The sequence below is a fragment of the Akkermansiaceae bacterium genome (assembly GCA_017798145.1).
Classification (GTDB): Bacteria; Verrucomicrobiota; Verrucomicrobiia; order Verrucomicrobiales; family Akkermansiaceae; genus Luteolibacter.
Genome location: CP059069.1, coordinates 3025987 through 3047555, shown reverse-complemented (window position 1 = coordinate 3047555; position 21569 = coordinate 3025987). Strand labels below are relative to the sequence as shown.

Here is a 21569-nt window from a genome sequence, read left to right as displayed (position 1 = left end):
GAAGATTAGCGGAAGATTTCGGTGAGGAAACCGACGATGAGAACCTGGATGAAGTCCCAGAACTGGACGAAACCTGCGAGCAGGATCACGGCGATGAGGACGACGATCGTGGAATCCACGAGCTCCTTGTATTTCCTGAAACCTTTGGCCTTCGGATCGGAGTCCCACGGCCAGCTGGCCTTGCGCAGCTCACCCTTGACCTCGCCGATGAAGGTGGAGACACGGGCAAGGTTGCGGACGAGCAGGAAGATGAGAACCAGGGAGACCGCATAAACGATCCCCGAAGTGATCCAACTGTCGCCGAGCTTGAGATATTCAAGGAAATTCATTCGCTGTGGAAGGGTAACGGAAAGTGGCACGCCAGGAGGGACTCGAACCCCCAACATTCGGTTTTGGAGACCGACGCTCTACCAATTGAACTACTGACGCGTTTTGGGTTGGAAAGTTGTGGGTGTTTGAGGCGACTTAGGGGCACCCCGTTTGGCGGGGTGCCCCAAGTGCCTGGCTGACAGGGAAACGGGTTTCCCTGTGCGGCCGTTGGTTTGACTTATTTGATGATCTCACCCACGCGGCCGGCTCCGACAGTGCGGCCACCTTCGCGGATGGCGAAGCGCATTGTTGGCTCCATGGCGATTGGGTTGATGAGCTCGACCTCAAGGCCGATGTTGTCACCTGGCATCACCATTTCGACTCCCTCGGGGAGCTTGATGCTGCCGGTCACGTCGGTCGTGCGGAAGTAGAACTGCGGACGGTAGTTCGAGAAGAACGGGGTGTGGCGGCCGCCCTCTTCCTTGGAAAGGACGTAGATCTCGGATTTGAAGATCGTGTGGCCCTTGACGGTGCCGGGCTTGGCCATGACCTGGCCGCGCTCGACGTCGTTCTTCTTGAGGCCGCGGACGAGAAGGCCGACGTTGTCGCCTGCACGTCCTTCGTCGAGCAGCTTGCGGAACATCTCGATGTCCGTGACGGTTGTCTTCTGGGTGTCGCGGATGCCGACGATCTCGACTTCCTCCATCTTCTTGATGATGCCACGCTCGACACGGCCGGTGCAGACCGTTCCACGGCCTTCGATCGAGAACACGTCCTCGATGGGCATGAGGAAGGTCTTGTCGATCGGACGCTCAGGCTCGGGGATGTAGGAATCGACGGCATCCATGAGCTTGATGACGTTGGCCATCTGCTCCGGGTCGCCGGCAAGGGCCTTGGTGGCGGAGCCTGCAACGATAGGGATATCATCGCCCGGGAAGTCGTAGGAGGAAAGGAGATCGCGGATCTCCATCTCGACGAGTTCAAGAAGTTCGGCGTCATCGACAAGGTCAACCTTGTTCATGAACACCACGAGGGCCGGGACACCGACCTGGCGGGCGAGCAGGATGTGCTCGCGGGTCTGTGGCATCGGGCCGTCTGCTGCCGAGCACACGAGGATGGCTCCGTCCATCTGGGCGGCACCGGTGATCATGTTCTTCACGTAGTCGGCGTGGCCGGGGCAATCGACGTGGGCGTAGTGGCGCTTGTCCGTCTCATACTCAACGTGTGCGGTGTTGATGGTGATGCCGCGCTCGCGCTCCTCAGGGGCAGCGTCGATGTCCGCGTAGGACTTTTTCTCACAAAAGCCCTTTTCGGCGAGCGTGTTCGTGATCGCTGCGGTGAGTGTGGTTTTGCCGTGGTCGACGTGACCGATGGTGCCGATGTTTACGTGCGGCTTGTTGCGTTTGAATTGTTCCTTGGCCATTTTCGTTGTGGTTTCGCTGAGATGTTTGGGAGATGTTCGTGTGGTTCCTGGAGCTCGTGGGCGGAATTGAACCGCCGACCTCATCCTTACCAAGGATGCGCTCTACCCCTGAGCTACACGAGCAGACTGGATTGTTGTTCGCCCGACCTTCCTGCCGACAAAAGAACCGCGACCTGTCCAGTTTGACCCAAGACCGGGCGCGGCACCCCTGACTGCATGTGGGGAAGAGCGGGCGGACATTATCAATTCGCCCCGACCTGTCAAAAAAAATATGGTCTTTTTGTCACTTTCCCGAAATCCCCGTGTTTTGCGGCTTTGCAGGCGGCTCAACCGGCTGTTTCTGTCTCATTCTCGCCGATTTGCAGGATAAACCTTTCGATATCCACACAGCGCCCGCTGGATATTTCCGCCGAGACAATCACCCCGCAGAGTTTCACATCCCCTTTCGCGACCGGAAAACGGGTGGGCATCCCGGAGCGGAAACGCCAGACCACCGATTCCACGCAGCGCCCAAGCACCGATTCCACCGGACCACACATCCCCGCATCCGTCAGGTATCCGGTGCCGCCCGGGAAAACCGTTTCATCCGCTGTCTGGACATGGGTGTGGGTGCCGACGACCAGTGAGACGCTGCCGTCGAGCATCCGGCCCATCGCGATTTTCTCCGAGGTTGTCTCCGCATGGAAATCAAGCACGATAACCCTGAGCCCGTCCGCCCTGAGCCTCGCCACCTCCGCCTCGACTGCGAGAAAGGGGTTTTCCAAAGGCGGCTGCATGAAGCTGCGCCCCTGAGCCTGGACGACCGCTATCTTCCCTTTGGAAGTCTCCAGCACCACGCTCCCCGCACCCGGCGTGCCCTGCGGATAATTCACGGGGCGCAACAGCCGCGGCTCGGTTGGGAAATAATCGACGATCTCCTGCTGGTCCCAGACATGGTCGCCGGTCGTTATGACCGCAACCCCCGCCCTAAGCAGGTCGATGGCGATCCTCGGCGTGATCCCCCGCCCCCCTGCGGCGTTCTCGCCGTTCGCGATCACGAAATCGATCGAGTGCTGTTTCCTGATTTCCTGCAGTGCGCCGATCACCGCCTTCCGACCCGGCTCGCCCACGATATCGCCGAGAAACAGGATACGCACCGCCGCTCCGTCCGTTAGTTCGCTCATCTGGTCGCGAATGTCCCGTTTTCCGCCCTGCAAACAACCAAAAACTTGGGAATCCCCTCATCAGATGCCGAAGAAAATCTCATATTGTCGGGCAAATTGCGTCGAGATGGCCCCGTGCGTGGTGTTGAGCCTGAACCTGTCCTATCTCATGCGGGCGCTGCTTGAGAGAAAGTGAGGGTGAGGAAAGGCACGAAACGGCCGGATCGTTTTTGTCTCAGGGCGGGTTTGAGTTGATTTGGTCAAACTCGGTCCAGTTGTCGGCGATGCGGAAGAATCGGGATGGGAGAGATCCGAGGAAAGTCGAGAAGTTACGCTGGAAGCCATTTCCTTCGATTAGGACCAGGGGAGTCCAGTTCACCAGGTCATCGGAGAATTCGACACGGTGAAAGGCTCCGGGCGAGGTGAAAGGAATGTTGAAGGAGGCAGTACGGGATGACTCGGAGCCGGTGATCGAGAAATTGAGCGGCCCGATCGCGGTGACCGGAGTGGAGACGGCGGGGAAGCCGTGAAAGGTGAAACGGTCGAAGACGAAGAAGACCGTATCGCCAAGCTCGTTGCTAGCCTGGGCAGTGATCAAGCTGGCGAAGGAAAGCTCGGAAACAGTGGGCAAGGACGATACGTTTGAGACGATCTGGCCGGCGAAGGTGAAGCGAACGGGACGGGTTAGTGTCTGGGGTGTGAGGTAAAGCGAGTCGTCGCGGGTGCCGGTGGTGGGGATGCTGTTATTCTCGAGGGTGAGGGTGATCTCGGGGGCGTTCGCGGAAGTCAGAGACCAAGAGGGGCCGCCTGAGGTCAGGACCTTGAGATCCAGTCCGAGATTGACCTGCGTGGAGAAACCGGCGGCGGTATTCTGGGGGTTCGGATTGGGGGGTGCGTTGCGGTCGTAGGTGATGGATATGAGCGCAGGGTCGCCGGCACGGGCAGTGTCGTTCAGGGAATTGTCCGGGTCGGTGACGCCGCTGACTTGCCCCCGAAGCCGGACGGTGACGACTTCGGCAGGGACCGGGCAGGCAATGGCGGCGAGGATTATCAGAGCGGATATCGTTTTCATGGTGCGACGTTATCCCCCAATCATCTGAATCAACGCCTGCCGGGTAAATGGGTAAGTATGCGTACGCCCGACCAGGCATTGCCACGCATCTGCGTATCAAGGCGCCTGGAGCCAGTGGCCGAAGCGCGCGATGATCTGGAAACGGGAGGACGCGTTGAGTTTGCGGAGTATGTTCGAAGCGTGTTTGTCGGCGGTTCGCTTGGAGATCTCCAGCGATTGGGCGATTTCCTGATTGCCATGGCCGCGGCAGATGAGCCGTAGGATTTCAATTTCACGGGGGGTGAGCCGGGAGGTGAGGTGGGATGAGATTTCGCCGGCAAGCTGGGATCGTTTCTGCGACTGGCGTTGGATCGCATAGAGCCGCGTCACCAGGTGGCTGCGCAGGATGGTGGCAAGAAGTTGCTGTCTGCGGGTGAATTTGCGGGAGGAGTGAAAGGTGACGAGGATCCCCGCACTTTCCTCGACGAAGATATGCATCAGCAGCTGGTCTTCGATCCTCAGGCGAGAGGCAACGCGGAGATAGAATGGCAGGGCGCGGTAAGAATCGTCATCGATATGGTCGCGGGTGCGGTCAACGGTATCAACGTAACGGACTTTCCCGGTGGAAAGATCCAGATATTTGGGGAAAAGGGGGTGGGTTGGCAGGGTTTGGTTCAGAGCGCCGATCAGGGGCTTTACGAGATGGCTGTGGGAGGTCGATGTTGCGACCCGGGTCAGGAACATCGCCTCGTCGTGTTCGTTCCAGCTGGCGAACTCGGCACCGAGAAAGGGAGGAATGATATTGATGGTGAAGTCTTCGAGTTGTCGCTTGTTCTGTATATCCTGGATCCGAAGACAGAATTGCTCAAGGGTGTGGCGGTCGGCTTCCTGAAGTGAAATCATGCTGGCGGGATCGTGTCGGCAATAAATGGAAACGATTTTCCGCACGGTGCAAGGATCCATGGGCATCGGGTGCCAGCTCACGGTGGACCGGGATATCGGGACAACTGCCGTGCAAGCTGTGAGAAGTCTGGTGCCGGAGTTCCCTGCGCTTCCATCTCTTTGGCAGAGGATATTTCACAAATCATGCTTCATGCCTCGCCCCGCTTGCAAAGCAACTCCGATTCCCTCAGATTCCCGGCTGTTTGGAAATGGTCGGAAAATTGGAAGAGTATTTGGCCGCCGAGAGCTGGGTGGAGCGGTTTGACGAGGAGGTGCGGGGAGTCGGGGCGCGGGCGGTTTCCAAGGTGAAGGGGCTGAGGCTGGAAGGCGAGGAAGAGATCCAGGCGAAGGCGGAGGTGTTCGGGGAGGAAGTGGAGGCGACGTTTTGGGAGGAGGGTGGCGGCATGGCTTTCGAGACAAGCTGCTCCTGCGATGTCGGTGCGTTCTGTGAACACGGTTTCGCGATGGTGGGGAAGATGGCGAAGGAGAAGCGCCTGGGAAGGCTGTTCGGGAGGACCGCGGTGGAGGCGGTCGAAGTTGCCCTTGGGGAAAGAGGATCGGGTGAGGGGGAGATCGGGCGAGAGGGTGAGGATGCTCCGGAGGCCGTGTTCGAGCTGGCGGTGCGGAAGGGCGAGGTGGATCGGGCGACGAAGCTTTTGCTGCAGTCGCTCGGAGAGAAGGAGCCGGAGGAGTGGATTTTCGGTGAGGCTTTTGTCAGCTATGGGAACCTGCGGAAACCACTTTCCGATGCAGGCGAAGGAGGCAAGACCCCGGCGGAAATGCGCGCCATCCGGCAGCTCCGCGAGACCGGGCTTTCCTCGATGATGTCAAACCCGGCGTGGCGATTTTTGCTCAGCATGAAATCGCGCTCGGTGCGTGCGGATGAGGGCAGCGACAAGTGGTTTCCCGACCCCGGCCGCGTGCCTGTCGATGCCTTCTGGCACCAGTTCCGCGGCGAGACCGTGGCCGAGCTGGGGGCGATGGGCTGGAAGGTGAGCTTCGGCGATGGCGTCGGACACCAGGTCCACGAGGCGGATCCGGAGAAATGGCATACGAAAATTTCGCAAGGTGAGGATGGATACGAGGGGGACTTTTCCGACGGCGGATGGTTCAGCCTCTCGGTGGGCTTCGATGTGGACGGGGTGCGCCACGACCTCATGCCCATCCTCGCGGGCTTGCTGAAACAGGATTTCCTCGAGGAAACACTCGACCGCCCGAACGGCGGCTTCGTATACGCGCCTCTTTCCAACGGCGATGCGCTCAAGCTGCCCATCGGCCGGGTGCGAAGGATCCTTCACCACCTCTCCGCGCTGGTGGATCCGAAATCCTTCGGGAAAGTCCGCGTCCATGCGCTGGATGCGGCGGCACTCGGTGGATTGGAAGGGCTTGGGATCGAGACACCCAAAGGCCTCGCGAAGCTCAAGAAGAGGCTGGAGAATTTCTCCAAGGTCGAGGAACTGGATGAGCCCCCGGAACTCCAGGCCACCCTGCGCGACTACCAGAAGGACGGCTTCCGCTGGATGCAGTTCCTCGCCCGCCACGGACTCCACGGCATCCTCGCAGATGACATGGGTCTCGGCAAAACGCTACAGACCCTAGCGCACCTGATGGCGGAGAAGGCAAGCGGCCGCAGCGGCGGCTTGCCCTCGCTCGTCATCGCGCCGACCTCCGTGGTGCCAAACTGGCGGGCGGAGGCGGTCAAGTTCGCGCCCGGTCTGCGCGTCCTTGTCCTCAACGGCGCGGATCGCAGGAAATACTACCGCTCCATCCCCCACGCCGATCTGGTCATCACCTCCTTCGCCCTGCTGCAGCGCGACATCGAGAGACTACTAGGTTACCAGTATCATATCATGGCGCTCGACGAGGCGCAGTACATCAAGAACCCCCGCGCCAAGGTCTCGCAGGCCGCGTGCAGGGTCGTCGCAAGGCATCGGCTCTGCCTTTCGGGAACGCCCATCGAGAACCACCTCGGCGAGCTGTGGAGCCTGATGCATTTCCTCATCCCGGGCTACCTCGGAACGGAGGACACCTTCCAGAAAAACTTCCGCAAGCCCATCGAGGAGGAGGGCGATGCGGACAAGAACGCCCTTCTGAAAAAACGCATCGCTCCACTAGTCCTGAGGAGAACGAAAGACCAGGTCGCCAAGGAACTGCCGCCGAAAACGATCATGGTCCATCTTGTCGAGCTCCACTCCGACCAGAAGGATCTCTACGAAACCGTCCGCGCCACCATGGACAAGCGCGTCCGCGAGGCCATCGCCGCGCGCGGCATCGAGCAATCCCAGATCGTCTTCCTCGACGCCCTCCTCAAGCTACGCCAGATCTGCTGCGACCCGCGCCTGCTCCCCCCCGATTTCGCCGACGGCGTGAAGAGCTCCGCGAAGCTCGATTTCCTCGCGGAGCTTCTCGAAACACTGATCGAGGAAGGCCGCCGCATCCTCATTTTTTCCCAATTCACCACCATGCTCTCGCTCATCGAGGATCATCTGGTGAAAACCAAGGTCCCCCACCTGAAGCTCACCGGCGGCTCCAAGGATCGCGGGAAGCTTGTCGAGGATTTCCAATCCGGGAAATTCCCCGTCTTCCTTATTTCCCTCAAGGCCGGCGGCACCGGCCTGAACCTCACCGCCGCCGACACCGTGATCCACTACGATCCCTGGTGGAACCCCGCCGCCGAAGCCCAGGCCACCGACCGCGCCTACCGCATCGGCCAGGACAAGCCGGTCTTCGTCCACAAGCTCCTCTGCCAGGACACCGTCGAGGAGCGCATCCACCGCCTCCAGATCGAGAAGGCCAAGCTTGCCGATGGACTGCTCGCGGATGCGGACATTGTCCGCAAGCTTGATGCATCGATGATCCGCGAGCTGCTTGGCTAGCCAGCCCGCATCACTTCTTGATCATACCCGGAGGCAGCCATTCCTTTTCCATGGGCTTCATCGCTTCCTCGATGTGCTTCGCGTTCGGTGGACGGGGGCGGCCGGGGATGGCATCCCCACCTCCACCGGCAGGGCTGATGTTTGCGGAATGCGTGGCGATCAGGGTTTCCAGGGTTTCCTTGGATTCGCCGCCGACGAACTTGTGGACAAGCTTCCCGTCAACATAAAACCGGACATCCGGGATGCTGGTGACACCCTGCTCCCGCGAAAGCTCGCGGGCATGATCCACATTGAGCTTGCCGAGGCGCGCGACCGTTGAGTTCGTCTCGATGACACCCGAGAGCACCGGTGCAAGCTGCTTGCAGGGGCCGCACCAATCGGCGTGGAAATCCACCACATTGAGCCTGCCGGGCTGGGAGATGAAGGTTTGGAAATCCACCTCGCCGATATCCTGCACGGTCGGGCCGGCATTTTGCGCCCCACTGACAATGGCCTTTATGTCCATGCCCTCGACACCCTGGCTGCTCTGCTTTCGGACATCTTTCAGCTCGTTGACCTTGTCGCCGACGGCATCGATGTGATCGCATGAACTCAGGCAAACGGCTGCTACGCCGCAAAAGAGCACCAGAAATGTCATGCAGATGGAATATCAATATCAGCTAATAAGTCCAGCCTTTTCAGGCTACCTCGCATCACTCCGCCTGATGGCCTCCGCGATGGCCTCCGCCGCCTTCGTGCTTGGCAGCTCGCCCTCCAGGGGCAGGTGGATGAAGCCCGCCGGGATGCGGAGCGCATTTGTCTTCAGGAAATCCATCGCGCTGAAAAAAAGCTGGTTGCAGAGATAACGCCCGGGATCCTGGGAATGGGTGACCGGCTGCCCGGCATCCGCCAGGCATTGGTGGATTTCGCGCAGCGGCAGGGTCGATGGCATGGATGCGGGCGCGCCTGGGCGGATTGGAACACCCGTGGGCATGCGGCCAGCTATGTCGGGGATCCGGAAATCCTTTTCGTTCCATGCCGTCCCCTCAAGCCGGATCGCGTCGCTCCCCGCCGCCTCGCCGAGCATGATGAGAGCATCCGGACGAATCTCGCGCAGCGCCTGCCGCAGCCGCGAGGGAGCGAGCACGGCATCGACAGGAAGGATGCGGGTCCGGATCTCCGGCATCATTTTCCTCAGCTCCATGAGGGCGAGCATGGAAGCGTTACGCTCCCTGCCGCCGAAGGGGCCGAATGCGGTGACGAGGACTGGCATGGTCAAATTGTAGTTGTGTTCCGAATTCCGGCGAAGGGTTTTTCCTCCTTCCGCCCGGAGATCTTTCTGGCAGAGTCTTCCCGCACTCCCATGAAAATCCGCAAGGCAGTCATCACCGCAGCCGGCCCAGACCAGCGCCTCCTTCCGCTCCAGGCGGTCACCAGCCGCTCCGGCACATCGCAAACCGCCCTCCAGGTACTGCTCGACGAGGTTTTCACCGCCGGCATCGGATCCGCGGCGGTGGTCGTCGCCGCCGGGGATACGGAAGCCTACCGGAAAGCCGCCGGCCCGCATGAGGAGCAGGTCGTTTTCATCGAGCAGTCGGAGCCCTCGGGCTACGGGGATGCGATTTTGCAGGCCACGGGTTTCATCGGCGGCGACCCCTTCCTGCTGATGGTCAGCGATCACCTTTACCTCAGCCATACGGAAAGCTCGTGCGTCTCGCAGCTCCTTGCGATGGCGGAGAGAAACGGCTGCTCCGTCTCCGCCGTGCAGGCGACACATGAGAGCAAGCTGCCGCTCTACGGTGCGGTCGGCGGGGTGAAAGTGCCCCAGTCGGCGGGACTCTATGAAATCCGCAACGTCATCGAGAAGCCCAGCCCGACCCTTGCCGAGCAGCACCTGACCATCCCCGGCCTGCGCGCCGCGCAATACCTGTGCTTCTTCGGGATGCACGCGCTCAGCCCGAAATTCCTGGAGATCCTCGGAGGCGCGGAAAAGGGGGTCTCGCCGGCGCTGCGCGAGCTCGCGAAATCGGAGCGCTGCCTCGCCTACGAGATCGCCGGGCGGCGCTTCAACCTCGACGAGCAGAACGGCATGCTCATCGCCCAGCTCGCCCTCGCCCTGGACGGCCCGCAGCGCGACGGCGTGCTTGTCTCCCTGCTAGAACTCCTCGCAACCAGCAGCCGCCCCGCATGAGTTCGCCTTTCGTAAATGCCATCGTCTCGGATGAGGCGGAACAGAGGGACACCCCGCTCGAATCCCTTTGCTGGGGGCTTTCCGCAGAAGGGTTGCTGCAGGCTTGCTCGGAGCTGGAAGCTTTCCGCCAACACAGCGGGAACCTCTACCACCGTGTCCGCTCGCTGTTTTTCCTCTACGCGATCCACCGCTTCCACCTGCCGCCACTGCTTGCGGGAAAGCCTGCGGGCAGCATCCCTTTCGCGGGTTTCCAACATCTCCTGCAACGCCGCTTCGAGGAGGCCATCGAGGAATTCCTCGAAGCCCAATCCGAACAGGGCGCGGGCGATGCGCTCTGCTCCTCCCTGTCCTCCGCCTACCACTCGCTCGCCTTCCAGACGCTCGCCGACCAGGTGCGCTCCAGCGTCCGCTCCGTCGATGGAAACCGCTGGATGTTCCGCATGGGCCATCCAGCCGACCATCCGCTGCGTTTCCGCAAGGAACTACTACAAGCATCGGAGAACGGAACCTTCCCCATCCTCCGTGAAACGACCCCGGTGCGCATGGATCTCACGCACTCGGCGTGGTCCGACATCTTTTTCCTCGGCATGGATTTCCCGGAAGGGGCGCGAGTCATCAACGTATCCGTCGATCTCGGCGTCCATGGCCGCGATGCGAAGCCGCGCCCGCCCGTGGAGGCTTACCTGCGTGTGATCGAGAAGCCGGTCATCCGGCTCACCAGCATCGACCTCAACGCCACCGCCGAGATCAACTCCTTGGGTGATGTGTTCGATTTCGCCAAAGACCATCTCGGCCTGCTCAAGGCGGCTGTCATCGCCAGCGGCGTGGTGCCTCCCGGCATCGAAGGCTCCGGCCAGACACTGCAAGCGCTGTTGGAGAAACTCGTAGGCCCGGGCCTGGGGGTCGAACTGGTTTCCAGCGTCAACGACATCCCGAAAGGATCGCGGCTCGCCGTTTCCACCAATCTCCTCGCAGCGCTCATCAGCGCCTGCATGAGGGCGACCGGGCAGACGGCATCGATCACCGGAGAGCTGCTGGAAAGCGAACGCCGCATCGTCCTGGCCCGCGCCATCCTGGGCGAGTGGATCGGCGGCTCGGGCGGCGGCTGGCAGGATTCCGGCGGCGTCTGGCCGGGGATCAAGCTGATCGAGGGAGCCATCGCCGGGGAAACCGATCCGGAACACGGCATCTCGCGCGGCCGCCTGATGCCCACACACAAGGTGTTCACCACGGAGGAGATCCCGGAAAGCGCCCGCACCGCGCTCCAGGACTCGCTGGTGCTGGTGCATGGCGGCATGGCCCAGAACGTCGGCCCCATCCTGGAGATGGTGACGGAAAAATACTTGCTGCGCGGCTCGGGGGAATGGGTTGCGCGGCAGGAAGCGCTCGATCTCCTGGAAAAGGTCATCGGCGCACTCAGCGAGGGCGACATCCGCAAGCTCGGGGCCATTACCACCGAGAATTTCCGTGGCCCCATCCAGGCGATCATCCCTTGGGCGACCACGCTCTACACCGAGCAGCTCATCGCGGCGGCGGAAGCGGAGTTCGGCGATGATTTCTGGGGCTTCTGGATGCTCGGCGGGATGTCCGGCGGGGGGATGGGATTCATCTTCGCGCCGGAGCGGAAGGCCGGGGCACAGGTCGCGATGCAGCGCATCATGTCGGAGGCGAAAGCCCGCCTGCAGGACGCACTGCCCTTCGCGATGGAGCCGGTGGTCTATGATTTCGCGATCAACCCGCACGGCACCTTTTCGGAAACGCTCACCGGGAAATCCGCCCTCCTCCCGCCGCGCTATTACAAGCTCCATCTTCCCGCGACGCTCCGCCAGGATCCGCGCAGCCTGCCATCCGGTGCGCGTGCGGAACTCGATTGCCTCGCAGCCGCTTCCCGCAGTGACGCTGCTTTCGGCGGATTGGTGCAGGATCTGTTCGATTCCTTCCTGCCGCGCAGCGAGGCCGGGGCATCCTCCCGCAGGTCCCTGAAAAACCTTCTCGCGGAAAACGGCTTCGATCCCGAGCTGCACGAGAAAATCCGCCAGGATCTCCAGAACGGGCGCATCGGCCTCGCCCAGAACCGCCTGCCTAACAGCTCCGTCATCGAGGACGTGCAGCCCGGCGATGTGCGGGATTTCTCCTCCGGAGGAAACGATGCCCTGAAAAAAATCGGCAGCGCCGCGTTGAGGGACGGCAGAGTCGCCGTCATCAGCCTCGCCGCCGGGGCGGGCAGCCGCTGGACGCAGGGCGCGGGCGTTTGCAAGGCGCTCAACCCCTTTGCCAAGCTCGGCGGGAAACACCGCACCTTCATCGAGACCCACCTTGCCAAGAGCCGGCGCGTTTCCGCCGAATCCGGCGCGACAGTGCCGCACATCTTCACCACCAGCTACCTCACCCACACCCCCACCGAGTCTTTCCTCCGCCATGTCGCGGACTACTGCTACCCGGGGCCGCTGTTGCTTTCGAGGGGGAAATCGGTCGGCCTGCGGATGGTCCCGATGGAGCGCGACCTTCGCTTCGCCTGGGAGGAAATGCCCCAGCAGATGCTCGACGCGCAGCAGCAGAAAGTCCGCGACTCCCTGCGCACCGCCCTCATCGGCTGGGCGAACTCTGCAGGCGAGGGCAGCGACTACACCGATAACCTCCCGCTCCAGTGCCTTCATCCGGTCGGCCACTTCTTCGAGCTTCCCAACATGCTCCGCAACGGCACATTGGCGTCGCTGCTGCGCGAACGGCCCGGCCTGGAAACGCTGTTCCTGCACAACATCGACACCCTCGGGGCGGATCTCGACCCCACGCTGTTGGGCGCTCACCTTGAGAGCGGCGCGACACTCACCTTCGAGGTCATTTCCCGCCGGCTCGAGGACAGGGGCGGCGGCCTCGCCCGCGTCAACGGCCAGGTGCGCCTCGTCGAAGGACTCGCCATGCCAAACGAGGAGGACGAGTTCGCCCTCCGCTACTACAACACCCTGAGCTGCTGGATCGACATCGACCAGCTTCTCACCCGCCTCGGCCTCACCCGCGCCGACATCCTCGCCGAGGACGAGGGGAAAATCACCGTGGCCATCCGCAAGCTCGCCTCCCAGCTCCCTACGTATGTCACCCTGAAAGACGTGAAAAAACGCTGGGGCCACGGCCAGGAGGACGTTTTTCCCGTCACCCAGTTTGAGAAAATCTGGGGCGACATGAGCGTGCTCCCCGGCATCACCTGCGGATACCTTGTCGTGCCAAGACTGCGGGGACAGCAGCTCAAAGACCCCGCCCAGCTCGACGGCTGGCTGCGGGATGGATCGGCGGCTTACATCAACGGGCTGTGCGAGTGGGGGTGAGCCAAGCGCCAAGGCAGGGAACGATGGGATGATGCGGCCATTTCAAGCGATTCGCAGAAATCAGGGATGTCACCTTGAATCTGGCTTGGAAAATATGCGCATGCGGCCTGTGAACGCCTCTTGGGTTCCGTATCGTCCGGCGTCTTCCTCGTACCGCATTCCGCGTCAACCACGGGGAGCCCGTTTGCCCGCACACAAGATGCTCGCCCTGGCCATCTGAAAATTCCGCAGGGTCGCCCTGCGGCAATGCACCCGTTCGGGGCTGCCTTCCGGCCACACCTGAGGCCTTGGGAAATCTTGCCTGAATTTTGGATTTTGAATCCCGGGTTTTCCATGCAGCCTCATGCCATGCCCCGCCGCACTGGAATCCTTCTTGTCGTCTCCGGCCCATCCGGCTCCGGAAAAACCACGCTTTGCAGGCGGCTCGCCGACGAGGGCGAGGCGAGCTACTCGACCTCATGCACGACGCGCGCCGCAAGGCCGGGAGAGGTGGACGGGCGGGACTACCATTTCCTGAGCCGGGAGGAATTCGTGGTGAGGCGCGATGCGGGGGATTTCCTCGAGAGCGCGGAGGTGCACGGGAATCTCTATGGCACGCTCAAGTCCGAGGTGACGGGGCGGCTGGCGCAGGGTGAGGATGTGGTGATGGATCTGGATGTCCAGGGGGCGGCGCTGGTGCGGGCATGCGCCGAGCCTGCGATCCGCCTGGCCGCGGTGGATCTTTTCGTGATGCCTCCAGGCGAGCAGGAACTCATGACGCGCCTCTCCGGGAGGGGGACGGACTCGGCGGAGGTCATCGCCCTGCGCATGAAAAACGCGCTGGAGGAGATGCGCCACTGGCCGCTTTACACCTACCGGCTGCTTTCCGGCACGCAGGAAGAGGACTACGCGCGCTTCAGGGCGCTGCTCATCGCGGAGCGGATGCGGGTCGGGCGGCTGGAAGGTGCGTGAGCAGCCATTCGCCCATCGCGGCGTAGAGAGGGAAGTCGGTTACCAGGACGTTGTTGTGGGCGGCGCCCGGCACGCTGAGCCATTGCTTTTCCGTGGCATCGGGAAATGCGGCGTAGAGCTCCCGCCCGGCGGCCGTTGGCACCGAGATGTCCGCATCGCCGTGGACGACCATCGTGGGGATCGTGATTTTCTCCGCTTTGTCCACGGGCTTGATGTCGGAAATCCGCACACCCGTTTTCCATCCGAAAACGACATCCGCCGGAGCACTTACCGCCGCGCCGAGCACGGAACCTAACAGATTCCCCGCCTGGCTGCGGATCACCGTCTCGAGCTTGTCGAAGGTGGCGACGACAACCATGGCGCCGAACGGCGAATCCGGCAGCGCTGCGGCATGGACGGCCACGGAGCCGCCCATCGACTGGCCGAGGACGGCGCAGGGCTGCATGGGGAAACCGAGTTCTTCGGCAGCCTCACGATAGCAATCCAGAACCATATCCCCCTCGCTGACCCCGTAGGTGGCGAAGCGGTCGGGGTGCGCCCCATGGCCGGGAAGATCGGGAATGATGCAACGGAAGCCGATCGCGCAATATCGCTCGGCGACAGGCAGGTAGTCTTCCTTCATCCCGGAGCGCCCGTGCAGGATCACCAGTGTGCCGATGGTTTCCCCGGACGGCTTCAGTGCGATGCCTTTTTGCGCGATCTGTGCGCGTATGGTCTTGGCGCGCTGGGTGAAATCCGGAGTGGCGACGGGCGTGCAGACAAGGCATGGCATCCCGTTTCCGGAAACGAATTTCGTCACGGTGAAGCCGGCCTTTTCAGTTCCGTCGAGAAGGGCGGACTGGGCCGGGCTGAGCGGCCTGCGCGATGGCTCAGCGATCTCGCCCGCGCACCACCAGACAACCACCCCGTAAAGCAGCCCAAGCCCAAGCGCCAGCCAGATGCCCAGCCGAACCAGCATGCGCCGTAGCAGGGAGTCCGAGCATTTTTCCTTGGCCGCATTCATTGCCGCCGCCCACTCCATCAGACCCAGTCGGCCATGCAACCGGATACTTTCCACAGCCGACTTGTATCTTGCCGGAAAGCCGCTGGAATGAAGATATGACCAAGGCCGAATATCTGCTCAGCGAGCTCCGCTCCAGCCTCTGGGTGAAGCCGTCCATCATGGGAGTGGCCGCTTCGGCCTGGGTCAGCATCGCCTACCTCTGCTCGACGTGGATGCCCGGGGAATTGTGGATAGAGGTGAAGCGCGACATCCTCATCAACCTGCTCGGGATCATGGCTTCCACCATGCTCACGGTGGCGACCTTCTCCGTCGCGGCGATGGTCAGCGCCTTCGCCAGCGTGGCCTCCACGGCGACGCCTCGCGCGACGCGGATCGTGATGCAGGACAGCACCTCGCAGAACGCCCTCACCAGTTTCCTCTCCGCCTTCATCTACGCCATCGTCGCCCTGGTCGCCATCAGCATCGCAAACTACGGCCAGGGCGGGCGCGCACTGCTCTTCGTCGGATATGCGTTCATGGTAGGCTGGGTGCTTGTGTCCTTCGTCCGCTGGGTGGACCGGGTCTCGAAGCTCGGGCGCATGGGCGACACGCTGGAGCGAGTCGAGGAAGCCTGCCGCGAGGCATTTTGCTCCCCCGAGGCGATGGGCACCCTTGGAGCGGCAAAGGCGGAAGGCGATGCACCATCCGGAACGCGCATCAAGGCGAGCAAGATCGGGTATGTGCAGAGCATCAACGTCGCCGAGCTTGACCGCATCGCGGAAAAAATCGGCGGCAACATCCACATCCTCGAGCGCCCCGGTGCGTTCGTCGATCCGCATGATTCGCTCGTCGTCATCAGCGGCGGGGAAATGCCCGACGAGGAGACCTCTTCGCTCATCCATGATTGTTTCAACATCGGCGATGCCCGCCGCGTGGTGAGCGATCCGCGCTTCGGCATGATCATCCTTTCGGAAATCGCCGGCCGGGCGCTTTCACCCGCCGTCAACGACCCCGGCACGGCCATCGCCGTGCTCGGCATCCAGATCCGCCTGGTGGAGACGTGGAGCAAGCTGCGCAGCGAAACCGATGAAGTGAAGTATCCCAACGTGGAGGTGGCCGCCCTCGATCCCGAGGATCTGCTCGACGATGCCTTCACCGCGATCAGCCGCGACGGGGCGGCGATTTTCGAAGTCGGGGTGCGGGTCCAGAAATGCCTGGCCGTGCTGGCGCGCCTCGGGCACGGGGAGCTCACCGCCGCAGCCAGGCGGCATTCCTCCCTCGCACTCGAACAATCCGACCAGGCACTGAAAACGGAATCGCACCGGGAGGCAGTCCGGCAACTCGCAGGCCTGGTGGGCCGGTGAGAACTATGGCTCGCCAACGTGGATCTTGGTCGCGTTGACGATGAGGGAATCGGCGGTCGATTGCTCGGCGACGGTGCCTGTCACAGTCACCTTGCTGAGTTCCTTGAGGCCTTTCGTGCCTTTGATGTTTCCGGAAAGGACGCGACCGTCCTCGCCGACGATCTGGATGGAGGCGATGCCGTTGAGGAGGTCTTCCTTGGAGTCGCAGCAGGCATCCCAGGGTGTCGGGCAGTGGTCGTCCTCGCCCATGTCGCTGCATGGGGTGAGTGTCGTCCTGTCGCCGAGAACGAAGGATGCGCGGCCATCGACGAAGACTTTTGTCCTGCCCATCACCAGGCCGGTGAGGGTGATCCCGTCGCCAGGCTTGACGGTGGCTCTCACGGCGGTGATCTGCCGGGCATCCGCGATGGGTTCATCGGTGAAGAATCTCTCCAGGACGGGATCGGGGGCGATGGCTTGCTCGGATGTGGCGGTGGTTGCGGATTCCTTGCAGGCGCTGAATGCGAGCGCGGCGAGGATGGCGGATAGCGTGATTGTGGTTTTCATGGTCTTGGTTTTGTTTTTCCCAGGGAGGGGCCGCAGGATGCGGCCCCTCCTTGCTAGGTTATGATCGCAGGGCTTTCGGCAATGATGGCTGGAGGCAGCGTATGGCGGGCGGGATGGAGCCGATGACGCCGAGCAGCGTGCCGGCCACAAGGCCGACAACCGCCACCGCCGGTGAAACGGTAAGCGTGAACGCGCCGATGGAAAAGGGAATCGTCAAGCCATCCAGAAGGAAGATGGCGAGCACGGAGGCGAGCAGGGTGCCGGCGAGGCATGCGACGAGGCTTTCCTGCACGAGGCTGAAAAACACCGCCGCCCGCCCGAAGCCGATGGCTTGGAGCGTGGCCAGCTCGCGGATGCGGGAGGCGAAGGCTGCATAGAGGGTGTTGAATCCGCCGAAGACCGCCCCGGCGGCGACGAGCCCGGCGGTGATCCAGGTCATGATGCGCAGCGGGCGGTAGAAATCGCTGAGCGCCGCATAGTAATCGCTTTCCCGCATCGCCGTGAGCTCCAGGTCGAGCCGCTGCTGGCTGAAAAGCTCGGCTTCCGCGAAATCCCTCAGGGTTTCCATTTTCATCACCACACAGGAGACGGTCTCGCGCTGGGCGAGCATATGGAGATCGCCGATGGCAGCCCAGATTTCGGATTCCATGACGGTGCCGGGGGCGGCGAAGATGCCGGAGACGGTGAGCTCCGCGCCGTCGATGATGACCTTGGAACCGGGCATCAGGCTTTCCGCGGGAAGGCCGAGCTTGCGCCATGCGAGCCTGCCGAGCATGACCTCGCCCGCTCCGGGAAAAGTGCCGCTGGTGATGCGCACTTCGGGATGCACCAGCAGCGCCTTGGGAGTCACGCCACGGAAAAGCCCCTGCCCTTTCCCGCCGGCGGGCGTTTCCAAAAATGTCATGTAGTGGATCTCAGGGGAAACGGCGGGCTTGCCGAGTATCGTGGAAACGCCGGGGATCGATGCCTCGGCGATGCCGCCTAACAAAGCGCTGACCTCGCTGCGCTGGATGCTTTCCTCGCTGCCCGCACCCAGCAGGATCGCGTTGTGCGGCGAGCCGGAGGCGGAAAGGGTTCTCGCCATCCCGCCGTTCAGCGCCGTCGCCGCCATGATGAGCAGCACCACAAGCGCGGACCCGCCCACCGTCTGCACGAGCCGGGACTTGTCGCGGAAAAGATTCCGCAGGGCGTATGATAGTGGCAGCATTAAAACTCAACTTTCAGAATTCAATCCTCAAGGAAGATTCTATTTCATGACCTAAGTGATTTCACGATGGGTTGGCGGATGGCGACGATGGCCGGATGGAGCGAAGCCACCACGCCCAGCACCAGGGCCGCGCCGCTCGCGAAAAGGACGGTGGAAAGCTCCGGCAGGACGGCGAGGGTGTGCCCCTCGCTGCCCATGGTGAAGCTCTGCCAGCGCAGGAAAACCCATGCCAAGCCCGCCCCTGCGATGCCGCCCGCGAGCCCGAGCATCCCGCCCTCGCTGAGAACCAGGAACATGATCGCACGGCCGGGGTAGCCGATGGTGCGGAGCACGGCGTTCTCCTTCACGCGGCTGCGCACCATGAGCAGGATGGAATTTGCCACGAGGGCGATGACCGCCAGCACCGCGCCCAATCCCAGCCAGCGGGTGAAGCCGATCAACTCGATGAGTTGGCCTGCGGTTTCCGCGAAAAAGGCTTTCTCCGGGCGGGTGTTGGTCGGCTGCTGGTCGGATTTGAAACGGGCGTCGATGGCCTCCGCCACCGGTTTCAGGTCGGCCGATTTCTCGACCCGCACATTGAATTGCGTGACGATCCCCAGCCCGGTGCGCGATGCCTGCTGGAGGAAATCGAGGTGGACGTAGGCGACGTTGTTGTCCTGCGGAAAGGGCGAGCGGATGATGCCCGCGACGTAAACCGTGATGCCCACCGCATCGAACTTGTCGCCCGGCTTGAGCCCGCGGCGTTTCGCGAACTGCTCGCCGAGCAAGGCGGCGTCACTGCGCTTCGACCACTCCGCCGCCGAGCCGTCGAAGACCTCGATCTCGGGCGCGAACTTGGTGAGCAGGCCTTCGGGGACGCCGCGGAAGGTGATGACATCCAGGCTGGCCCCGCAGTTGTTCACGATGATCTTGATGGGAATGACCTCGCGGACGTTCGGGATTTGCCGGATCTCATCGGCGTAATGCTCGGGCAGCTGGCTGGCCATGGGGCAGAAGCGGTTCTCGCGGTACACCACCAGCGTGGTATCCGCCGCCGTCTCCTCGGTGGCCGCTCCCAGCGACCGCTGCAAGGTCTCCACGGAGGTGAAAAGGAACATGCCGGACGCGACGCCGAGCACGGTCAGCGCCGTCCGCAGGCGGTGGCGGGCGAGCTGTTTCAGGGCGAGTTGCAATAGCGCGGTCATGCGGGTGTCCTGTTAGGGTCTTCGGTGAGGAGCTTGCCTTTCTCAAGGTGCAACGTGCGGTCTGCGGCGGCGGCGGCGCGGGCATCGTGCGTCACCATGACGATGGTCTTGCCGTGATCCCGCGCAAGTGTGTGCAGCAGATCGAGGATGTGCGTGGCGGACTCGCGGTCGAGGTCGCCGGTCGGCTCGTCCGCGACCAGCAGGGCGGGGTTTGCCACCAGCGCCCGCGCGATGGCAACCCTCTGTTCCTGCCCGCCGGAAAGCTCGGCCGGCGTGTGGTCGGAGCGATCCGCAAGGCCGACCAGATCGAGCACGGCAGCGACCTTTTTCCTCCTCTCCGCCCGGCTCATGGAGGTGATGAGCAGCGGCAGCTCGACGTTCTCGAAGGCTGTCAGGACAGGGATCAGGTGGTAGAGCTGGAAGATGTAGCCGACGTTTTCCGAGCGCCATTTGGTGAGCCGTTTCCTGGAAAATCCGGTGATGTCCTCGCCGTTGATTTCCAGCGAGCCGGAGCTGGGGGTGTCGATGCCGGAGATCAGGTTGAGCAGGGTGGTTTTCCCCGATCCGGACGGGCCCATGAGCGCGAGGAACTCGCCCTGCGGGACTTCCAGGTTCAGCTTTTCGAGGGGCGTGACGAGGTTCGCGCCCTTGCGGTAGGATTTCGTGATGTCTCTGCAGGAGATCATGGTTTTTCTTGGAAAAGGGGTTTGAGGCGTTGGCCGGGTTCCAGCCCTGCGGGGTCGGACACCACCCACTCGCCGGGGCGGACACCCTCGCTGATGCGGACCAGGTTTTCGCGCGTTGCGCCGGTGGTGACGGGGCGTTTCTCCGCGCGCAGGGAATCGGCGTCACAGATCCAGACGGAGCCACCGGAAACCGCCGCCGCCGGGACATAGACGGAGATCTCGGGGCCTCCCGCCGCATTTCCACCGGAGAGGGATGTCTCGAAAAACTCGACCCGTGAGAGCATTTCCGGGCGCATCTTTTCGCTGGGGCTCTCTATCCGGACTTTGGCCTGGAGGGTGTTGCGCTGGAGGTCGGCGGCTCCCTCGATGCGCGTGACCTCGCCCTCGAAAACCTGGTCCGGGAGGAGGTTGCAGCGGATCTTCGCGCGCTGGCCGACGCTCAGCCCCGCCGCGTCCGCCAGCGGCACATCGACCCGCACCTGGAGGTGATCGGGATCGTAGAGCACCGCGACCGTTGCGCTGTCCTCCTCATCCATGCCGACCATTTTTTTCTGTCCCGGCGAGGCCATCAGGGCAAGCACCCGCCCATCCACCGGTGCGGTGATCTTGGTGCGGCTGTGGGCAAGCTCGGCCTTCTCCAGATCATGTTCCGCGCCCCTGATCCGCGATTGCAGCGCGAGCACCTCGTAGGCGATCCTGTTAAGGTTCTCTGCGATCTCGCCGATCCGCGCCTTTGCGGCATCCACTTCCGCAAGCTTGCGGGTGTGGTCGTAGCGGATAGCGATCCGCTCATCCTGGGTGATGGCGCCTTCGCTGATCCTTTCATAGCGGGCGAGCTTGTCCGCCGCCTCGTCGGCATCGGCCTGTGCGATGGCCAGCGCGGCTTTCCCCGCATCCATCTTTTTCAGCTGGATCTGCGTGCCGACGCAATGCGCGTCGAAGGATGCCTTGAGATCCTCCAGCTTCGCCGCCATCAGGTCGCGCTCGATGCGGGTGTCGACTCCGATCAGGCTGGCGAGCGGATCGCCTTTTTTCACTAGCTCGCCCTCCAGCACATGGACTTCCTCGACGATGCCATCGGTGAGGGCGGTCGCCTTGATCGGCAGCGGGTCCGGCTCGATCCATCCGGATGCCTGGAACAGGAGCTTGCCGGCGGAAGTTTCCTTCGCGGGAGCCTCTCCCTGCTCAGCGATTGCGACGGCGGGAAAAACCCGCACGGCTTTGGCCGGCAGCAGGCGGTCGCGGAAAAGGACAGCGAAGAGCAGGGCAAAACCCAGAATGACGGCAAGCGGCAACAGCCATGCACCAAGCCGCGCCTTGGCGGATTTCGGAGCTTCGCTGGTTTCAAGGATATGGCCGATGGATGGGCCTGTGGTTGACATGGTTTTCTGGTGTTTGAAGGTCGCGGGAAAT

18 protein-coding genes and 2 tRNA genes are annotated in these 21569 nt (G+C 62.6%); 5 read left to right on the top strand and 15 right to left on the bottom strand.

The window, feature by feature from the left end:
- Positions 1 to 5: 5 nt before the first annotated feature.
- From HZ994_13020 to HZ994_12990, 7 genes are all read right to left on the bottom strand, one after another.
- Complete coding sequence (locus HZ994_13020; protein ID QTN34395.1) at positions 6 to 245, bottom strand: preprotein translocase subunit SecE; 240 nt, start codon at positions 243 to 245, stop codon at positions 6 to 8.
- A 108-nt stretch (positions 246 to 353) separates the two neighbouring features.
- Positions 354 to 429, bottom strand: a tRNA-Trp gene (locus HZ994_13015).
- A gap of 118 nt (positions 430 to 547) precedes the next feature.
- On the bottom strand, positions 548 to 1732 hold the full coding sequence (gene tuf, locus HZ994_13010) for an elongation factor Tu (protein ID QTN33194.1): 1185 nt from the start codon (positions 1730 to 1732) through the stop codon (positions 548 to 550).
- Positions 1733 to 1780: 48 nt separating this feature from the next.
- Positions 1781 to 1855: transfer RNA gene (locus HZ994_13005), tRNA-Thr, on the bottom strand.
- 203 nt (positions 1856 to 2058) lie between these two features.
- Positions 2059 to 2895 (bottom strand): TIGR00282 family metallophosphoesterase, encoded by an 837-nt coding sequence (locus HZ994_13000; protein QTN33193.1) that lies wholly within the window; start codon positions 2893 to 2895, stop codon positions 2059 to 2061.
- 214 nt (positions 2896 to 3109) lie between these two features.
- Positions 3110 to 3946 (bottom strand): hypothetical protein, encoded by an 837-nt coding sequence (locus HZ994_12995; GenBank protein ID QTN33192.1) that lies wholly within the window; start codon positions 3944 to 3946, stop codon positions 3110 to 3112.
- Between the two features lie 96 nt (positions 3947 to 4042).
- Positions 4043 to 4828: a helix-turn-helix transcriptional regulator gene (locus tag HZ994_12990; protein ID QTN33191.1), complete on the bottom strand. Its 786-nt coding sequence runs from the start codon at positions 4826 to 4828 to the stop codon at positions 4043 to 4045.
- Positions 4829 to 5076: 248 nt separating this feature from the next.
- Between HZ994_12990 and HZ994_12985 the strand changes: the two genes are divergently transcribed.
- A complete protein-coding gene (locus tag HZ994_12985) occupies positions 5077 to 7743 on the top strand; it encodes a DEAD/DEAH box helicase (protein ID QTN33190.1) in 2667 nt (888 codons plus the stop codon).
- A gap of 10 nt (positions 7744 to 7753) precedes the next feature.
- Here the strand turns inward: HZ994_12985 and HZ994_12980 are convergent, their stop codons facing one another.
- Positions 7754 to 8380, bottom strand: a complete 627-nt coding sequence (locus HZ994_12980) for a thioredoxin family protein (GenBank protein QTN33189.1) — start codon at positions 8378 to 8380, stop codon at positions 7754 to 7756.
- Between the two features lie 45 nt (positions 8381 to 8425).
- On the bottom strand, positions 8426 to 8995 hold the full coding sequence (locus tag HZ994_12975; GenBank protein QTN33188.1) for a pyroglutamyl-peptidase I: 570 nt from the start codon (positions 8993 to 8995) through the stop codon (positions 8426 to 8428).
- 90 nt (positions 8996 to 9085) lie between these two features.
- Between HZ994_12975 and HZ994_12970 the strand changes: the two genes are divergently transcribed.
- From HZ994_12970 to gmk, 3 genes are all read left to right on the top strand, one after another.
- A complete protein-coding gene (locus HZ994_12970; GenBank protein ID QTN33187.1) occupies positions 9086 to 9913 on the top strand; it encodes a UTP--glucose-1-phosphate uridylyltransferase in 828 nt (275 codons plus the stop codon).
- Positions 9910 to 13236, top strand: coding sequence for a UTP--glucose-1-phosphate uridylyltransferase (locus tag HZ994_12965; GenBank protein ID QTN33186.1), 3327 nt, complete (start codon positions 9910 to 9912; stop codon positions 13234 to 13236). Before HZ994_12970 ends, HZ994_12965 begins: the two co-directional genes overlap by 4 nt.
- A 348-nt stretch (positions 13237 to 13584) precedes the next feature.
- Entirely contained in the window at positions 13585 to 14187 is a 603-nt protein-coding gene (gmk, locus tag HZ994_12960; protein ID QTN33185.1) for a guanylate kinase, read from the top strand.
- On the opposite strand, the gene HZ994_12955 is transcribed toward gmk, so the two are convergent.
- Positions 14144 to 15229 carry an alpha/beta fold hydrolase gene (locus HZ994_12955; GenBank protein QTN33184.1) on the bottom strand — a complete coding sequence of 362 codons (1086 nt, stop codon included), beginning with the start codon at positions 15227 to 15229 and terminating at the stop codon, positions 14144 to 14146. The genes gmk and HZ994_12955 overlap by 44 nt on opposite strands.
- A 56-nt stretch (positions 15230 to 15285) precedes the next feature.
- On the opposite strand from HZ994_12955, the gene HZ994_12950 reads away from it, so the two are divergent.
- Positions 15286 to 16533, top strand: a complete 1248-nt coding sequence (locus HZ994_12950; GenBank protein ID QTN33183.1) for a DUF2254 domain-containing protein — start codon at positions 15286 to 15288, stop codon at positions 16531 to 16533.
- Positions 16534 to 16536: 3 nt separating this feature from the next.
- Here HZ994_12950 and HZ994_12945 read toward each other — a convergent pair whose 3' ends face one another.
- The 5 genes from HZ994_12945 to HZ994_12925 are packed head-to-tail and all read right to left on the bottom strand — an operon-like array spanning position 16537 to position 21538.
- Positions 16537 to 17079 (bottom strand): hypothetical protein, encoded by a 543-nt coding sequence (locus HZ994_12945; GenBank protein QTN33182.1) that lies wholly within the window; start codon positions 17077 to 17079, stop codon positions 16537 to 16539.
- 58 nt (positions 17080 to 17137) lie between these two features.
- Positions 17138 to 18286 (bottom strand): ABC transporter permease, encoded by a 1149-nt coding sequence (locus tag HZ994_12940; protein QTN33181.1) that lies wholly within the window; start codon positions 18284 to 18286, stop codon positions 17138 to 17140.
- A 44-nt stretch (positions 18287 to 18330) separates the two neighbouring features.
- Positions 18331 to 19470, bottom strand: coding sequence for an ABC transporter permease (locus HZ994_12935; GenBank protein QTN33180.1), 1140 nt, complete (start codon positions 19468 to 19470; stop codon positions 18331 to 18333).
- Positions 19467 to 20156: an ABC transporter ATP-binding protein gene (locus HZ994_12930; GenBank protein ID QTN33179.1), complete on the bottom strand. Its 690-nt coding sequence runs from the start codon at positions 20154 to 20156 to the stop codon at positions 19467 to 19469. The genes HZ994_12935 and HZ994_12930 overlap by 4 nt, the downstream gene beginning before the upstream one ends.
- Entirely contained in the window at positions 20153 to 21538 is a 1386-nt protein-coding gene (locus HZ994_12925) for an efflux RND transporter periplasmic adaptor subunit (protein ID QTN33178.1), read from the bottom strand. The genes HZ994_12930 and HZ994_12925 overlap by 4 nt, the downstream gene beginning before the upstream one ends.
- Between the last annotated feature and the right edge of the window lie 31 nt (positions 21539 to 21569).